This window comes from Microcoleus sp. B7-D4 (assembly GCF_036705125.1).
Lineage (GTDB): Bacteria > Cyanobacteriota > Cyanobacteriia > Cyanobacteriales > Microcoleaceae > Microcoleus.
This window is the reverse complement of the sequence record NZ_JAUBTT010000064.1, coordinates 12,292-29,391: the sequence shown is the minus strand read 5'-3', so window position 1 is coordinate 29,391 and position 17,100 is coordinate 12,292. Positions and strand designations below refer to the sequence as shown.

Below are 17,100 nucleotides of genomic sequence, written 5' to 3'. Positions count from 1 at the left end.
CCGCCCCACTTTTTACTTGCTCAACACACCATCGGGAATCCCCAAAATATCCTCAATTCGAGGCATATCTTCCAAAGCAATCACTCGTCCTTCATCCTCAAAACCAGCAATTTGATCGAAATTCAAATACCGATACAAATCACCAGCAAAAGGATCGATTCTCTTCGACACAATGTCATTGTATTCTTGGACTGTGGGAATGCGACCTAACAGCGAACAAACGGCCGCCAATTCCGCTGAACCCAGATAAACTTGTGCATCTTTGCCCATGCGGTTGTTAAAGTTACGAGTAGAAGTTGAAAACACCGTTGTCGCATCTTTAACCCGCGCTTGATTGCCCATACAAAGACTGCATCCGGGCATTTCTGTACGCGCTCCAGCAGATCCAAAAATGCTGTAATAACCTTCTTCTTTGAGTTGCTGTTCGTCCATCCGAGTTGGCGGACAAATCCACAGGCGAGTTTTCACTTCCCCTGCACCTTCCAACACCTTCGCTGTGGCGCGGTAGTGACCGATATTTGTCATGCAGGAACCGACAAATACTTCGTCAACCCGATCGCCCGCAACCTCACTCAACAACTTAACATTATCCGGGTCATTGGGAGCAGCCACAATTGGCTCTGTAATCTCGTTCAGATCGATTTCGATGATTTCAACGTATTCCGCATCAGCATCCGCCTCCATCAGCACCGGATTTGCCAGCCATTCCTCCATCTTAGCCACCCGGCGCATCATCGTCCGCGCATCTTGATAGCCCCGCGCCACCATGTTTTTCAGCAGCGCGACATTGGAACGAATGTACTCAGAAACAGTCTCCACGCTCAATTTAATCGTGCATCCAGCGCAAGAACGCTCGGCCGTCGCATCGGTCAATTCAAAAGCCTGCTCGACCTTCAAATCGGGCAAACCTTCAATCTCCATAATCCGTCCAGAAAAGATGTTTTTCTTGTTCTGTTTCTCGACGGTTAGCAAACCTTTTTGAATGGCCACATAGGGAATTGCATTCACAACATCCCGCAGCGTTACTCCGGGCTGCAATTCACCTTTAAACCGTACTAAAACCGATTCTGGCATATCCAAAGGCATGACGCCCAAGGCTGCAGCAAATGCGACCAATCCCGAACCCGCAGGAAAGGAAATTCCCAAAGGAAAACGAGTGTGAGAATCGCCGCCCGTTCCCACTGTATCTGGCAATAACATCCGGTTCAGCCAAGAGTGAATAATGCCGTCTCCGGGGCGCAAAGCTATGCCGGCGCGCTCTGCCATGAAATCGGGCAATTCGTGGTGAGTTTTGACATCAACTGGTTTTGGATAAGCGGCGGTGTGGCAGAAACTTTGAATCACCAAATCGGCGCTAAATCCCAAACAAGCAAGTTCTTTCAATTCGTCGCGAGTCATTGGCCCGGTGGTATCTTGCGATCCGACTGTTGTCATGACTGGTTCGCAAGATGTACCGGGACGAACGCCGGACAAACCGCAAGCTTTGCCTACCATTTTTTGTGCTAAAGTGAAGCCTTTGCCCGTATCTACTGGGATTGTAGGGCGGGTAAAAATAGTGCTTGGTTTTAGTCCTAAAGCTGCGCGGGTTTTGTCGGTTAAAGTTCGTCCAATTAATAGCGGAATTCGGCCACCGGCGCGAACTTCGTCTAGAATTGTGTCGGGTTTGAGGGTGAAGGTGGAGATGATTTCTCCGGCTTCGTTGGTGATTTCGCCTTTGTAGGGATGGATGGTAATTACCATTCCTGTTTCCATTTGGGAGACATCACATTCGATCGGCAAAGCGCCGGAATCTTCAGCGGTATTGAAGAATATCGGGGCGATCGCACTTCCTAAAATATAACCGCCACTGCGCTTGTTCGGCACAAACGGAATATCATTGCCAATATGCCAGAGCACGGAATTAATCGCCGATTTCCGCGACGAACCGGTACCGACAACATCACCAACATAAGCTACGGGATAACCTTTTTGCTTCAAGTCTGCAATGGTTTGCAAAGCCCCAGGCATCTTACTTTCGAGCATCGCCAAAGCGTGTAGGGGAATGTCCGGCCGCGTGGTAGCATGAGGTGCTGGCGACAAGTCGTCAGTATTGGTTTCTCCAGGAACTTTGAAGACTGTAACGGTAATCGCTTCTGGCAGTTGGGGGCGGCTGGTAAACCACTCGGCATCCGCCCAAGAATCGACTACCTGCTTGGCGTAGGGATTGGTATCGGATAAAGTCAGAATATCGTGGAAAGCGTCGAATACTAACAACGTTTTGCTCAGTGCCCGGGCTGCGGTGGCGGGAATGGCAATTTCCGCAGTAGGATTGAGCAAATCGATTAAAGATTGGACGTTGTAACCGCCCATCATTGTCCCCAGCAGGTAAACTGCCCATTTGGGAGCAATTAGGGGGCTGTGGATTTCGCCTTTAGCAATGCCAGTTAGAAAACCAGCTTTGACGTAGGCGGCGCTGTCTACGCCTGGGGGGACGCGATCGCGCAATAATTCTATTAAGGTTTCTTCTTCTTGTGCCGGCGGATTTTTCAGCAGTTCACACAGTTCCGACGTTTGCTGGGCATCTAGCGGCAGGGGTGGAATTCCCTCATGGGCCCGTTCGGCAGCGGTACGGCGGTAAGATTCAAGCATTTCTCCTCTCTCCTCGGATAGTATTCGGTGGTTGGCAAGTAGGTGACTTTACTTTTTAGATTAGGAGCTTCCGCTGCACATTGGGTAAAGTACCTCGCCATACATCAAAACTTAACGCAACTTTAAAAACAGTAGATTGTCATACCAAAGACAGATGTGGTCTTTGACGGGAAAGCAGCATATCAAACTTCAGCCGAGCAGTTTAGGGGCGTTCCGTTGCATAGTTCTGGTTAAGATTAATGTGTTGTCGGCTACTGTAGATCCTCCTCTGCATCTGAAATCGTCATTTACCAATAGTCTGGACTGTTTTTAGTTCGTAGTTTGAAACCCTTGATTTTCCGTTGGTAGCTCGATTGGCGAATCGACTTGAAACTTTATATTCTACGAATGCTAATTAAAAACCGTCCGCAGTATTGATTGACCACAAGTTTAAAAAAGTTGTCTGCTAATGGATCGATTAAACAATGGAAAGTTTTATCCCTGAAAACTCTGAAGACTGTCACGGCTGGGCCTCCAAGCCCGACTTGTACAAAGAGCTGCAAGGAACCAAAGAATTATTGCTGACGATCGCCAACTCGATGCCAATACCCCTGATCGTCAGCAGTCTGGCGGATGGCACAATTCTTTATAGTAACGATTTATGTCGTCAGGCTTTCGGGTTCACAGGATTCAAGTCGATCGACCGCCAAAAAGCCGAAACGCTCTACCACAAACCTGCAGAGCGCCAGGAATTGCTGTTACGGCTCGCCCGCAACGGACTGGTCCGCGAGGCAGAAATCCGGCTTAAAAAAGCTGACGGCACGCTGTTTTGGGCAAGTGTATCGATGCGGTATCTGACATTGGTGTCGGGGAAAGCTGTTCTGTCGGTGTTCAGCGACATTACGGATCGGAAACGAGTGGCCGCCAAGGAGCAGGAATTGCTCACGTCAATCCACTCGCGGGCCCGCCAGCAAGCGGCCGTCGCTTACTTGGGGCAGCAGGCCCTGGCCGAAACAGATTTGTCCGCACTGATGGACAAAGCTGCGGTTTTAATTGCTCAAACCCTGGACGTTGATTATTGCCAGGTGTTAGAACTGTTGCCCTCTGGTCATGCTTTTATGCTGCGAGCGGGGGTTGGCTGGCAGCCGGGCCTCGTCGGCAGTGCTACTGTTGCCGCTTCTGCCCGATCGCAAGCAGGTTACACATTGCTAGTGGGCGAACCGACAATCGTCGAAGATTTGCGGGTGGAAACGCGCTTTAGCGAGTTGCCGCTGCTGCACAACCACCGGGCTGTCAGCGGCGTTACTGTAATTATTCCCGGCAATCGGGGACTGGGGAGCAACTGGGGACAAGCAGAACCAGCCAACAGTTCCTCCTCGCAGGCCTGGGGCATTTTGGGGGTTCATACCTGCCAAGGGCGGGTTTTCACTCAAGATGACGTTTATTTTGTAGAAGCGATCGCCAACGTGTTAGCTGCGGCGATCGAGCGGATTCGATCGCAAGAGCGTTTGCAAATGATGGAACGGGCGATCGAAAGTTGCAGTAACGGCATTGCAATCACCGACGCGACTGTTGCAGATAATCCGATTATTTATGTCAATCCGAGTTTTGAGCGGATTACTGGTTATAGCAGAGACGAGTTAATGGGCAAAAATTGCCGATTTTTGCAGGGCACAGACACTGACGGCCCCGCTGCCCAACAATTGCGAATTGCGATTGAAGAAGGCAGAGAATCTCAAGTTATATTACGCAACTTTCGGAAAGACGGCACGCCTTTTTGGCACGAACTGTCGATCGCTCCGGTTTACAACTCGCGGCGACACTTAACCCACTTTATTGGAGTACAAACAGACATTACCGACCGCCAGCGATCGGAAGAAGAATTATTTTTAAATTCTCAAGCTTTAGCAGCTTTTAGCGCTAATCTCAAACACTTGCACCGGATTACAACTTATCATTATCAAAACTTTGAAGAACTGGTTGACGATTATCTAACAGCAGGCTGTTTGATGTTTGGACTTTCTATGGGCATCATGGCTGAAGTTGACAACGAGACTTTTATTGTCAGAGCCGCGAAAAGCGATTTAGAATACTTCGTGCGAGGCTTAGAATTGAACCTCAGCGATACTTACTGCGCGGCAGTCATTAAACTTAACAAAACAGTTGCGTATTCTCATATAGGAGCCGATATTGAGATGCGCGAACATCCAGCTTATCAAAGCTGCAAATCAGAATCTTACATCGGAACCCCGATATTTGTTAACAATAAAACCTACGGAACTTTAAGTTTTAGTTCGCCGGAAATAAAGAAAAGAAAATTCAAGTACGAGGAAATAGAAATTATAGAATTGATGGCTCAAAGTATTGGCAAAATTCTGGCGGTTCACCAAATGGAAGTCGAACGCCAGCAGGCTGAAAAAGAGCGATGCGAGTTGATAGTATCTCTCAAAGAAAGTGAAGAACGCTATCGCCGTTTAGTAGAACTATCTCCCGAAGCGATCGCCGTTCACAGTCAAGGGAAAATCGCCTACATCAATGCTGCCGGCGCTAAACTCCTCGGTGCGAACTCTCCCGAAGCGCTCATCGGCTTTCCCGTATTGCATTTCGTCCATCCAAACTATGTGGAAACAGCCAGAGAGCGCATCCGGCTAGTCGAGACAGAAAATCAGCCGCTCGACCTTGCCGAACAAAAACTGATTCGGTTCGATGGACAAATAATAGACGTTGAAGTTGCCGGCATCCCCGCTACTTATCAAGGCTCAACCGCCGCCCAGATTATTATCCGAGATGTCACCGAGCGCAAGCGAGTAGAACGGGAACTGCTGCACGGCGCTTTTCACGATGCGCTGACAGGTTTGCCCAACCGCGTTTTGTTCCTAGACAGGCTAGGACAAGCCATCCGCCGATCCAATCAGTCCCCCGATTACAAATTTGGTTTACTTTTCCTAGATTTAGACCGCTTCAAAGTAGTTAATGATTCTTTAGGACACGTTTTAGGAGACAAACTGCTAATTGCCCTGGCGCAGCGACTGCAAACCTGCGTCCGGGTTTCTGATACCGTCGCCCGACTGGGGGGAGACGAATTCACCATCCTGCTAGACCACATTCAGAGCCTCAGCGACGCCACCCTCGCAGCTAAAAAGATACAAACAGAACTGACGAAGCCGTTTCATCTCGAAGGACACGAAGTATTTACCACCGCTAGCATTGGCATTGTTTTCAGTCGAGGCGAAGCCACCGACAGTGGCGAATCGAATTCGTACACTCACCCGGAAGAATTCCTACGCGATGCTGACATCGCTATGTACCGCGCTAAAGCTTTGGGTAAGGCCCGCCACGAAGTGTTTAATTTGGCGATGCACGACCAAACAATGTCGCTGTTGCAGTTAGAAACTGACCTGCGGTTGGCTATTTTGGGCAAGGAGGAATTAGGAGAGAGCAAGGATCAACGTTCGCACTTTATTGTGCACTACCAACCGATTGTTTCGCTCGCCAGCGGTGCGCTCGAAGGTTTTGAGGCCTTGGTGCGCTGGCACCACCCAGTTCGGGGTTTAGTTCCGCCGTCTACTTTTATCCCTGTAGCTGAAGAAACAGGTTTGATCGTGCCTCTGGGAGCCTGGGTGTTGCGGGAAGCTTGTCAGCAATTGCGGATTTGGCAAGAAATGTTAACCGAGGAACAGGGAAGAAGTCCAATGGAAGTCGGAACCAGGCCCTTCGACTCCCTTCGGCTGCACTCAGGGCAAGTCGCTCAGGGTAACAAGAAGCAAGAAGGCGCTTCGACTTCGCTCAGGGTAACAACAGGGAAGATGGCAACGGGCAATGTAGGGGATTTAACTGATGTAACAGATACAGGGAATGAGGAACACGCAACTTTTACTGAGCGTAGCCCCAGTATTGGTCACAGGGAAGAAATAATCGGTAAAAAATTACCAATTCCCAGTTACCAATTCCCGATTAGCGATTTCCACTCATCTATTACCAATTCCCAATTCCCAATTACCAATAGTTCGGCTACGTTAAGTACAACTTCCCAGGTACCCATTCCGAATTTTAAATTACCAATTATTGCTCCTTCGCAATTAACAATGAGCGTCAATCTTTCTCCTAAACAGTTAGGTTTCCCGCATTTAATCGAGGAAATTGATGAAATTTTAGCAGAAACGGGCTGCAATCCGAGCTGTTTAAAATTGGAGATTACTGAAAGCGCGATCGTAGAAAATGTCAAGAAAGCCAATATTGTGCTAGCCGAATTAAAAGGTAGAAATATTCGATTGTCGATCGACGATTTCGGTACTGGCTATTCGTCTTTAAGTTACTTGCACCGTTTTCCGCTGGATACACTGAAGATCGATCGATCTTTTGTAAGTCGCTTGGGGGCTGTGGAAAATGGTGACGACGGGGGTCAGCCTTTGCAGATTGTGCGGGCGATCGTAACTTTGGCTCACAATTTGGGATTGAATGCGATCGCCGAAGGTGTAGAGACAGCCGAACAATTATCACAGCTTCGAGAACTCGACTGCGAATTAGCTCAGGGATATTGGTTTTCTAAACCTTTGGATAGTGATGCTATCACTGAAATGCTTACAAAAATCGATTGATTTATAAAAGTTTCATATTTTTTGAAGTTCCTCTGCGGGGGAACTTCAGTTTAAATGTAAAGAATTTGGTTTTCCATTTCGTCGGCTGTTGTGGTATTGAGGATTGAAACCAGCCTACCCACGATTTTCCCATACGGATGCCGGACTGCAATGATAATTCCGTAATGTTTTCCCTCCCGACTGAAATATTCTTGAGCAAGCGCTTCAAAATCATTTCGATTGTGGGTGAGAATAGCTGCTTTTTGGCTAATAGCATACTCCAACTGCTCGACATCTGTTTTTCCGAGTTGCCCTGCTTGTTTGGCAGTTGTTGCCTCAAAACCGCGAGAATGTAGCAAGCTAGCTACAAGCACATCGACATCTTCATCTAAATAGACATGAATAAAAATTTCACTCATCGATCTTTGACTCGCGGATCGATTAACTCATCGGGAATGCGGTTAAGTTCAATATACTTGTTAATTTCTGCTTGGCAATCTAGATAGTAGCTCAAGGCATCAAATACTTGCGCTAGGGTGAGGTGTGGCAAACGGTGAGGAATCTCTTCTGGCGAAACTCCAATGCGCCACATCTCCACGATCGCCCGCACCGGAGTTCGAGTACCCTTGATAATCGGTTCACCACTCAGAATTTCATCATTCCTGACAATGTGACAGTGTTCTGTTGATTGAAGCATATTAGTTTGATTTCTCTATTTTGGAGAATCCATAAATATTTTAGCTCAATTAGTTCGCGATCGCACGCTTCTACCTCAAAAACCAGGTTTCTGGCGATCGTCCTCAACCTAAAATGACGCAATTACGTTAATAAACCGGGTTTTTGCGTCCCATGCCCCATGCCCCATGCCCCATGCCCCATTAACAGCTAGCTTTGAGGGGAATCTCGATCGCCAATTCTGTACCCTGTCCGGGCGAAGAAGTGCATTTCAGCGACCCGTTGTGTCTGTCTGTAACAATTTGATAGCTAATTGACAAGCCCATCCCAGTGCCTTTACCCACAGGTTTAGTGGTAAAAAACGGGTCAAAAAGACGAGTGCCGACAGTCTCCGGTATTCCCGGCCCGTTGTCAGCAATCCGAATGATTACTTTGCCCGCTGGCGATATTTCAGTGCGGATGCGGATGTTGCTAGGGTGTTTCCGCATTTCCTCAGCAGAACGGCGCAGATCCCGTTCTTCCAAAGCATCCAAAGCATTGCTCAAGATGTTCATAAATACTTGATTTAACTGTCCGGCATAACATTCTACTAAGGGCAGTTGAGCGTATTCTTTAATTACCTCAATTTCTGGATGGTTGTGTTTAGCTTTGAGCCGGTGCTGCAAAATCATCAGGGTGCTATCTATGCCCTCGTGGATGTTGACTGCTTTCATTTCCGCTTCGTCCATGCGGGAAAATGTGCGGAGAGAAGCAACAATTTGTTGAATTCTGTCTGCACCGACTTTCATTGAAGAAAGCAACTTTGGCAAGTCTTCCATCAGAAAGTCTAGTTCAATATGGTCTACTTCTTCTTGAATTTCCGGGACTGGATCGGGATAGTGATTTTGGTAAAGTTCGATCAGGTGTAGCAAGTCTTGGGTATAGTCGTTGGCGTGGGTGAGGTTGCCGTAAATAAAGTTAACTGGGTTGTTGATTTCGTGGGCGACTCCTGCCACAAGTTGACCGAGACTTGACATTTTTTCATTTTGAATTAACTGCGATTGAGTGCTGGTTAATTTCTGTAATGTTTGTTCTAATTCGAGAGCTTTATTGCGAGTTTGGGCGTAAAGATCGGCTTGGTTGAGGGCGATCGCCAATTGAACTGTAATCGCTTGCAACAATTCTACTTCGCCCTCACTCCAGGGTCGCACAGCAGCGGAGTGGGCGCAGGTAACAACGCTCACTACTCCCGAAAGTGCCTGCATCGGAATTGCCAATATAGATTGGTAGCCCAGAGAGTTAAGAGACCTTCTCCAAACAGGGTCTGCGATTGCTTCGACATCATCGACTTGCAGCGTTTCTAGACGCAATACCGGTTCTCCTAAAGGGCCGAAGTCAGAAGCTTTATAGCGACCTATTAAATCGGGAAGTTCTCTTGTGCGAGATTCTTGAATAACTTCCCAGTAAGGTTCCTCTCCGTCGCAGCGATACCAGGCAAATTGGCAACGATCGATCTGCAGGAAAGCGCGAATTTCCTTAACTGCGACTGTAACGATGCTGTCGAAGTCGAGGGAATTGCGGATTTGAGTAGTGAGGTTGTTGAGCAATTTTTCTCGTTCGGCCTGCTGTCTGAGTCGGGCTTCCGATTGCTTCAAAGCAATTTCTCCCCGCTTGCGCTCAGTAATGTCTTCAGTAACTGCTAATAAATATTGGGGATTGCCTTCTCGATCGAGAATTGCGGTTTTCTTGGTATGAAATATGCGATTCTCGCCTTCTTTTGTTTGAATCACTTCTTCGGGAATGTCTAAAATTTGCCCGCTGGCGAGCACTTCCCGGTCTTTGGTGGTGAAAAAGTCGGCTTGTTCTCTGGGGAAAAAGTCGTAATCATTTTTGCCCATAACTTCAGCAGCGGGGAAACCCATTACTTCTTCGGCGACTGGATTCCACAGTACAAATCGCAACTCTTCTGCTTCTTTGCCAAATACTGCGACGGGTATGGTTTTGAGTACGGATTCCATAAAATTTTGAGCGTGTTGCAGTTCTGCTTCTGCCTGTTTGCGATCGCTAATATCTCGGACGTTGGCAATGACGCTGAGATTCCCGTTGAGATGAATTCTGGACAGGGCAATTTCTGCATCAAAGGTTGAACCGTCGTTGGGACGCCTCGCTTTCCATTCCACGCGACCTGTTTCGCCTGCTAATACTCTTTCCCAAAGTTCTTCCATTTGTTCAATGGGATTGTCGCCAATTGAATAGTCGTTTTTAAATGATAATTTTGTTGCTTGTTCCTGGCTCACTCCGTACATTTCTAACATCCGATTATTGACATCGAGAATGTTGCCTTCTAAGTCGTGAATGAAGATAGCATCGTAGACATTGTTAAAGATTGTCCGCAGGTTTTGCTCGGAAACTTGCAGGGCTGCTTCTGCAAGTTTTCGATCGCCAATTTCTTGTTCTAATTGCGTGACTGCTTCGGACAGTTCGGCCGTGCGATCGCTCACTCGGTCTTCTAACTCGGCGGCTGCTTGTCGCAGGGCTGCTTCGGCGGCTTTGCGATCGGTAATGTCGAGCGCCGTACCGAACATTTTTACCACCTTGCCACTGGCATCGGTTTCGGCACGACCCAAAGCGTTGAGATGCCGCAGCGTGCCGTCGGGACGGTAAAGGCGCAAGTCAAAATCGAAGGGGATGCCCGCTTCGAGTCCCCGCTGCACTTGAGTCTGCCACAATTCCAAATCTTCTGGATGGATCAGAGCGATTTGTTCGGCTAGGTTGGGCGCGCTTTCTGTCGGTTCGAGTCCGAAGATGCGAAAGAGTTCTTCCGACCAAGTGACGGTTTTGGTAGCTGCGTCGAGTTCCCAATTGCCGACGTGGGCGAGTCTCTGGGCTTCTTTGAGCTGCCGCTGGCTCTCGCGGATGGCGGTTTCGGCAACTTTGCGATCGGTAATGTCGAGCGCGACGCCGGAAAATACGATTTCGCCGTTCTCGTTGCGGGTGGGCATGGAGTCGCCCTGCCACCAGCGAATCTCACCGTCGGGCTTGACTAACCGCCCTTCGTAGTGCCAGGGAGAGAGATTTTCTACCGCTTCGTTGACGGAAGCGATGTAGCTTTCCAAGTCTTCGGGGTGGACGCGGGAAATGAATGTATTCATGTCTCGCATCATTTCTGCTGCTGTGATGCCGCTGATATCGAAGATGCGATCGCTCATGTAGTCAACTCTCCACACTCCCTGCCTGCTGCAAAATTGGAACAGAGATCCGGGGATGGTGGCTGCGATCGTCCGAAACTTGGTTTCGCTGGCACTGAGGGCGGCAAAAGTCTGTCGTAGTTCTGCCGTGCGTGCTTCTACTCTGCGCTCTAGTTCTGCGTTGGCGTGTTGTAAGGCTGCTTCTGCTCGCTTGCGATCGGTAATGTCGGTGGCTGTACCGGTGGTGCCGAGGCAGTTTCCGGTTTCGTCGTACAGGGCGATCGCGTTAAACATCAAATGTTTCATGCTGCCGTCTTTGGCGATTTGGGTGCTTTCGTACTGGAAAATTGATTCTCCTGCCAACAGGCGGGCGAAAACTTCTAAATCTTTCTGGCTTTGTTCTGGTGTCACAAAGTCGGAGAACGGCCTACCGATCATTTCTTCTGGTTCGTAACCGTAGATGTACTTAACTGCTGGGTTGACGAAGGTGTAGCGTCCTGAAGCATCGACCGACCAAATCATGTCTTGGGAGGTTTCTACCAGGCTGCGGTATTTGCTTTCGCTGGCTTTGACGGCTTCTTCTGTTTTTTTGCGTTCCGTCATGTCGCGGGAGACGCCGACAGTCATGACGATTTGGCCGTCTGCGTTGCGGATCGGTGTTTTGACGGTGCTGAACAGTCGCACTTCTGAGTCGTGCCGCGTCACCGGTTCTTCAGAAATTTGCAGAGTGTGCCCGGTGTCAAATACGAAGCCGTCATCTCTGACGTACTGGAGAGTATTGTCGGGATCGGCGAAAGGCGCGTCTACGATGTCTTGAAGTTCCTCTTGAGTCATGCCGTAATAATCGCGGAATGCTTGATTTGCCCAGACGATTTTCGATTGGGGGCCTTTGACTAATACCATATCGGCGATCGAATCGAGAATTTGGTGATATTTTTGCTCGCTGTCGCGGAGTTTCTGCTGGGCGGATTCGATTTCTGCTATTTGCCTCTGGGTTTGCAAGTGCAGTTCGGCTTGGTAGATGGCAACTGCTAAATGGTCGCCTACTTGTCTGGCAAATTCGATTTCGTCTTCTTGCCACTGGCGGGGTTGACCGCAGGAGTGAATGCACAGCAATCCCCACAAATGTTTCCCTTGCAGCAGCGGTACGACTAAGTTGGCTCGGATTTGAAACCGCTTAAGGATTTTGAGGTGACAAGGGCTCAAGCGGGCTTTGTAGATGTCCGTGACTGCTTGAACGTATCCTTTGGTGTATTTGGCTGCAAATTGTTCGCCGAAGCAGTAGTCGCGGATTTTGGTTCCCAAAGATGGGCTGTATTGGGGCAGTACGTCTTCGGACACTACTTCGCCCTCGTTCAATTGGGATTCGGGAAAGAAGCGGTAGACGGCGACTCGATCGGCATTTAGGAGTTGCCGAACTTCGGTGGCTGTGATTTTGAATATTGTTTCTAAGTCTAGGGATTCACGAATTTTGCTAATAACTCCCATCAGCGCTTGCAGCTTTTTGAACCAGGTTTGAGACTGCGTTTCTCTTTCTAGGTGAGCTAGTTTCTCGCGCAGGTTGATTACTTCGTGATACAGGTATTCCTGAAACATAATGCTTTTTCTTTAGTTATTTTGCGGTTTGTTATCGAGGTTGATGGCATCTCAATAGCGCTCTGCAAGTTGAGCCTGGTAACTCAAAAAGGCAAAGAACATAAGCTGTTGGGCATTTAAAAGAGGATAGTAGGGTGCGGAGCGTACATAAGTATTTCCCATATCCCGCCACTGTTCTAGCTGACGCACCCTACCTCTATCGTTATTGGTTTAAATGTGTAACAGCTTATTCTCCTCCTTCTGCTAGCACTTAGCAGCTACTTACGCTGCATTTCCGTATTTTTTCGAGATTTGGAGGTCAATCGACCATTTTAGCTCCCGTATATTTACTGAAAAATTGGCAGAATTTGCTACTTCTTTTATTCTCAATTATTGAGAATAATGCTAACAAAACTTACACATAAACCGGGTTTATTAACGTAATTAGGTCAGGGAATGTCGGAAAGTGGGAACAAGAAACCCGGTTCCATTGCGAGATCGGGATGAGCGTCTCTGACTAATTTTGACATTTTTTGGGCTCGCCTTCGGTTGCAATTGTCACCTTTTTATTATTACCCCAAACTCCCTCAATGGTTTCCTTGTTTTGGCGATCGCATATCCTGTTGGGATCGCATCTATTAAAATTTGTTTAAATTGAGGCGATCGCCTTTTCTAGAGTTTTAAGTAATGCTCGATTTATCTCTCCTAAATTAGATTTTTTACAATCTTTAGGGTCAGCCGAAATTTTAGATATTTTTCCTTGCCTTCTCGTTATTTCATGCGAGGGATTGAATCTTTTCAACTGATTAAAATTCCCCGAATCAGAGGTTAGTTTTCGGTCAAACAGTTGAGGTAGTTGCAGGCTATGGTTAAATGGACTCAACTCAAGGGCTATTGCCTACCCTTCACCGAAGGCACGCGCGTTCGAGATAGCTTCGCACGCGCGGAGAATTTTTGCCCGATTTTTGCCATTTTTGAGAAGTGTAAAAGTTTTAGATAATACAAATATTTAGGGTATCACATTTTTGGCGAAAGTAAAGGTATTTCAAGCTGGATCAATAGAAATGGCGATCGCGAGGATTAAAGTTTGGGCGAAGTAATGATAAATTCCGTAGAAACTCGCATTTCACTTCCTACCTTTAAAGTGCCACCTTGTTGTTGGGCAATCCGATCGCGAGTGAGAGATAATCCAAAACCGACTGCTTATGCGGTTGGTATAGTAGTAAAAAGAAGATGGCAGATTTTGGCTTTAATTTCTAGAGAAACTCTGATGGTATTGTCGCGCAAACCAAGTTCAACTACTTTTGCCAGTTTTTGCGTTTTTAGCAAGTTTTTGAGAGTAAATTTTATGTTTATATATCGGTTTCTTGCTACCAATTTTTCGGCGTTTGAAATACAGCATAACAACCACGATCAATGATATTTATCAAAGCGCGGTTGAAACCAGATAAGCCAACTTCCGAAAGAGCTATCCCACTGTCACACTCAATATAAATTATTATATTGAAGTGGCGAGCAGGCTGCTGTGCTCAACCAACAGCTACAAGCTTAAGAAGCCGTTTTCAATATTGCCCTGGCTTCCTCAATATTTTGGGCAACCAATTTGCCCGACTTGATAAAGGCTGATCTTTCGGTATCGCTGAGTTCAAGTTCCACTATTTGTTCCACTCCCTGATATCCCAAGCGGCAGGGAGCTCCTAAAAAGATATCTTGCACGCCGTATTCGCCGTGCAAATAAACGCAGCAAGGCAAGAGTCGCGACTGATTAAATAAAATAGATTCTACCATCAAACAGACAGCAGATGCGGGTGCAAAATAAGCACTACCAGTCTTCATCAATTCTACAATTTCTGCGCCGCCGTGGCGAGTCCGCTGTACGAGTCGATCGATCGCCCCAGCATCCATAAGTTGATTGATGGGAATACCGTTGACAGTAGAATAGCGGGGCAAAGGAACCATCAAATCGCCATGAGAACCGATGACAGTGGCATTGACTTGAGCATTTGAAACGCCCAATTCCATTGCAATAAAAGTTTGAAAGCGGGCGGAGTCGAGAACTCCCCCCATCCCCATGACTCGGTGTTTGGGCAAATCTGCAGCTTCCCACGCTAAATAAGTCATGATATCTAGGGGATTTGTGACTGTGATTAAGATTGCTTCTGGAGAATGCTCGATCGCCTGTTTTGTGGCTTCGGTGACAATTCCAGCATTGATTTTAATTAAATCTTCCCGATTGATACCGGGTTTGCGGGGCACTCCGGCGGCAATTACTATGATATTTGAGTTTGCCGTATCTGTATAATCATTTGTACCGACAATTTGGCGATCGTGGTGTTCGACTCCCCTAGCTTCCATCAAATCCAAAGCAACGCCCTGCGGCCAACCCTCCACAATATCTAGCAATACTACATCTGCCAGATTTTTCTCGGCAATTCGCTGGGCTAACGTACTGCCGACTTTGCCTGCACCGATAATTGATACGCGGGTTGATGGAGAATTCATTTGATTTTAGATGTTAGATTTTAGATTTTAGATTTTAGATTTTAGCAATCAGCTTAATTGGGGAAAGGCGCGCGTCGCGCACCCTTCGCTACATTAAGAACAGTGAAGTTTAGTTTTGGTGAGTTACTTAAAATCTTCGAGTTGGTCTACCCGCAGCCAAATATTCGGGGTGGGTACTTTGCCAAATTTGACGAAGGCATAGTCGCCGCGAACATCCATCACTTCGCCCTTTGTTTCAAATATATAGGAGGAAAAGCGCTGGTCGCTGGCTTTGGCTTCTAGACTGTTTTCCAATTTTTCGCGTACAGCGCGAACTATACTGCCTTTCTTGATTGCCATAACTTGCTTTGTTTAGTTTAAAAAACTATACAAATTTTAATCTAGATTTGGCTTGAAAGTCACTCGGCGATTGAAATCGCTACTAAACAAACGAAGTCCGCCTACGCGGACTAAGGAATAAAGGGGTGCGATTCGTGGGGTAAATCTAAAATCTAAAATCTAAAGCCTAAAATCCATTGACTGCTTTTTATGTCTGACAAATGGGGCAAAAATGAGTCGATCGCCCTGCTAATTTTATACGTTCGATGGTTGCCGAGCAAGTGCGGCAGGGTTGACCGGCGCGATTGTACACCCAAGCGACGCCGCCGTAGTTGCCGTTGACACCTTGGACGTTGAGAAAATTGCTAAAAGTGGTGCCACCGGATGCGATCGCCTTCTGTAAAACTTGAATAATAGCTGTATGGATGCGCCCAATTTGCTCTGCGGTCAAATCCGCGCACAGAGTTGTGGGCATCACTCCCGACAAAAACAAAGTTTCGTCTGCGTAAATATTGCCCAAACCAGCTATCAGTGCCTGGTCTAGCAAAGCTGTTTTTATGGGTCGCGCCCGCCGTTGCAGCTTGCGGGCCAAATATTCTGTTGTAAATTCCTCTGAAAACGGTTCTGGCCCTAAAAGTTTCAAACCGATGACTGTGCCCGAAACCTCGGTTTCTGCGGGCACGTACCACATTTGCCCGAAGGTGCGCTGGTCTACAAACCGCAATTCTTGGTTTCCTTCAAAAAACAGCCGTACTCGCGCGTGTTTTTGCAGGGGTTCGGATCGGTTCACCCACAGCAGTTGTCCCGTCATCCGCAAGTGAACGCCCAACCAGCCTGCTTTTGAAGGCAAAAGGGAGGGGGAGAAAGAAGGCGTTCGGGAAGAGTTTGGAGTTTGGGCAAGAAATTCTCCCACTCTCCCCCTCTCCCCCTCTCCCTCTCTCCCCCTTTCCCTTTCTCCTTCTGGGAATTGAGATAGTTCTGCCAGTAGATATTTGCCGCGTCTGTACCAGCGGGCGATCGACTTTCCTTTGAGTTGTGTCAAAAAATCGGTCGCAGAGATTGAGCGGGCGATCGTGCTGTTTAACAACACGTCCCCGCCCAACATTTCTCGATCGAGGGTTGCTTGATTCAAACCCCGGCAAATAGTTTCAACTTCTGGCAGTTCTGGCACAATTAGCGTTGTTCTGTTCCTTGACCTTGAGGCGAACCTTGGACCGTGCCCGGCGTTTCAGAGCCCGCTTTGCTGTCCGCGGTAGTTTTCGGCTGCTGCGAGGGGCTACCCTGGCCGGTTTGCCGAGTTTTCTCGTCCAGCGTGGTTTGTTTGCCGCCGGAAGCTACTGGAGTCCCTGTTTTCGCTTTTGCTTTGGGTGCTGACACTTCCACTAATTCGCTTTGGGCGAAGTTGTTGGTGTTGACGCCTGCATAATTTACGCTGTTAAAGCGAACGATAACTGGGTATTTAATGCCGCTTTGGTCTACCGTAGCAACGGTGCCCACTTCTTGATACCAGTAGGATTCTTTGCGGAGAATCCGAACTGTAGAACCGCGTTGAACCATGAGCTTTGTTTCCTTTGCGATGAATAAACGGATAAAGCCATTTTTTTTACTCTAGTCGATCGCGCGGCGCATTTAAAGTCTGCAACGAAATTTTTACCTGTCGCGCCGTTTTTTGAGCTGCT

9 protein-coding genes are annotated in these 17,100 nt (G+C 47.7%); 1 reads left to right on the top strand and 8 read right to left on the bottom strand.

Annotation, left to right across the window (positions count from 1 at the left end):
* Positions 1 to 12 precede the first annotated feature (12 nt).
* Entirely contained in the window at positions 13 to 2,628 is a 2,616-nt protein-coding gene (gene acnB / locus QUB12_RS24040; protein ID WP_333142993.1) for a bifunctional aconitate hydratase 2/2-methylisocitrate dehydratase, read from the bottom strand.
* A gap of 464 nt (positions 2,629 to 3,092) precedes the next feature.
* Here acnB and QUB12_RS24035 point away from each other — a divergent pair, with 464 nt between their 5' ends.
* Positions 3,093 to 7,205 (top strand): EAL domain-containing protein, encoded by a 4,113-nt coding sequence (locus QUB12_RS24035; protein ID WP_333142992.1) that lies wholly within the window; start codon positions 3,093 to 3,095, stop codon positions 7,203 to 7,205.
* Positions 7,206 to 7,255: 50 nt separating this feature from the next.
* Here the strand turns inward: QUB12_RS24035 and QUB12_RS24030 are convergent, their stop codons facing one another.
* The 7 genes from QUB12_RS24030 to QUB12_RS24000 all read right to left on the bottom strand — a co-directional run bounded on the left by QUB12_RS24030 (position 7,256) and on the right by QUB12_RS24000 (position 16,978).
* Positions 7,256 to 7,603 (bottom strand): DUF5615 family PIN-like protein, encoded by a 348-nt coding sequence (locus QUB12_RS24030; RefSeq protein WP_333142991.1) that lies wholly within the window; start codon positions 7,601 to 7,603, stop codon positions 7,256 to 7,258.
* Positions 7,600 to 7,881 carry a DUF433 domain-containing protein gene (locus QUB12_RS24025; protein ID WP_333133610.1) on the bottom strand — a complete coding sequence of 94 codons (282 nt, stop codon included), beginning with the start codon at positions 7,879 to 7,881 and terminating at the stop codon, positions 7,600 to 7,602. Before QUB12_RS24025 ends, QUB12_RS24030 begins: the two co-directional genes overlap by 4 nt.
* 181 nt (positions 7,882 to 8,062) lie before the next feature.
* A complete protein-coding gene (locus tag QUB12_RS24020) occupies positions 8,063 to 12,622 on the bottom strand; it encodes a PAS domain S-box protein (RefSeq protein ID WP_333308656.1) in 4,560 nt (1,519 codons plus the stop codon).
* A 1,527-nt stretch (positions 12,623 to 14,149) separates the two neighbouring features.
* Positions 14,150 to 15,103: a malate dehydrogenase gene (gene mdh / locus QUB12_RS24015; protein ID WP_333142988.1), complete on the bottom strand. Its 954-nt coding sequence runs from the start codon at positions 15,101 to 15,103 to the stop codon at positions 14,150 to 14,152.
* A 123-nt stretch (positions 15,104 to 15,226) separates the two neighbouring features.
* Positions 15,227 to 15,442: an NAD(P)H-quinone oxidoreductase subunit O gene (locus QUB12_RS24010; protein ID WP_015178120.1), complete on the bottom strand. Its 216-nt coding sequence runs from the start codon at positions 15,440 to 15,442 to the stop codon at positions 15,227 to 15,229.
* Between the two features lie 187 nt (positions 15,443 to 15,629).
* The gene (locus QUB12_RS24005) at positions 15,630 to 16,592 is read right to left on the bottom strand and encodes a DNA-formamidopyrimidine glycosylase (protein ID WP_333288534.1); all 963 of its coding nucleotides are present in this window, start codon (positions 16,590 to 16,592) and stop codon (positions 15,630 to 15,632) included.
* Between the two features lie 2 nt (positions 16,593 to 16,594).
* Entirely contained in the window at positions 16,595 to 16,978 is a 384-nt protein-coding gene (locus QUB12_RS24000) for a photosystem I reaction center subunit IV (protein ID WP_333308654.1), read from the bottom strand.
* Positions 16,979 to 17,100 lie beyond the last annotated feature (122 nt).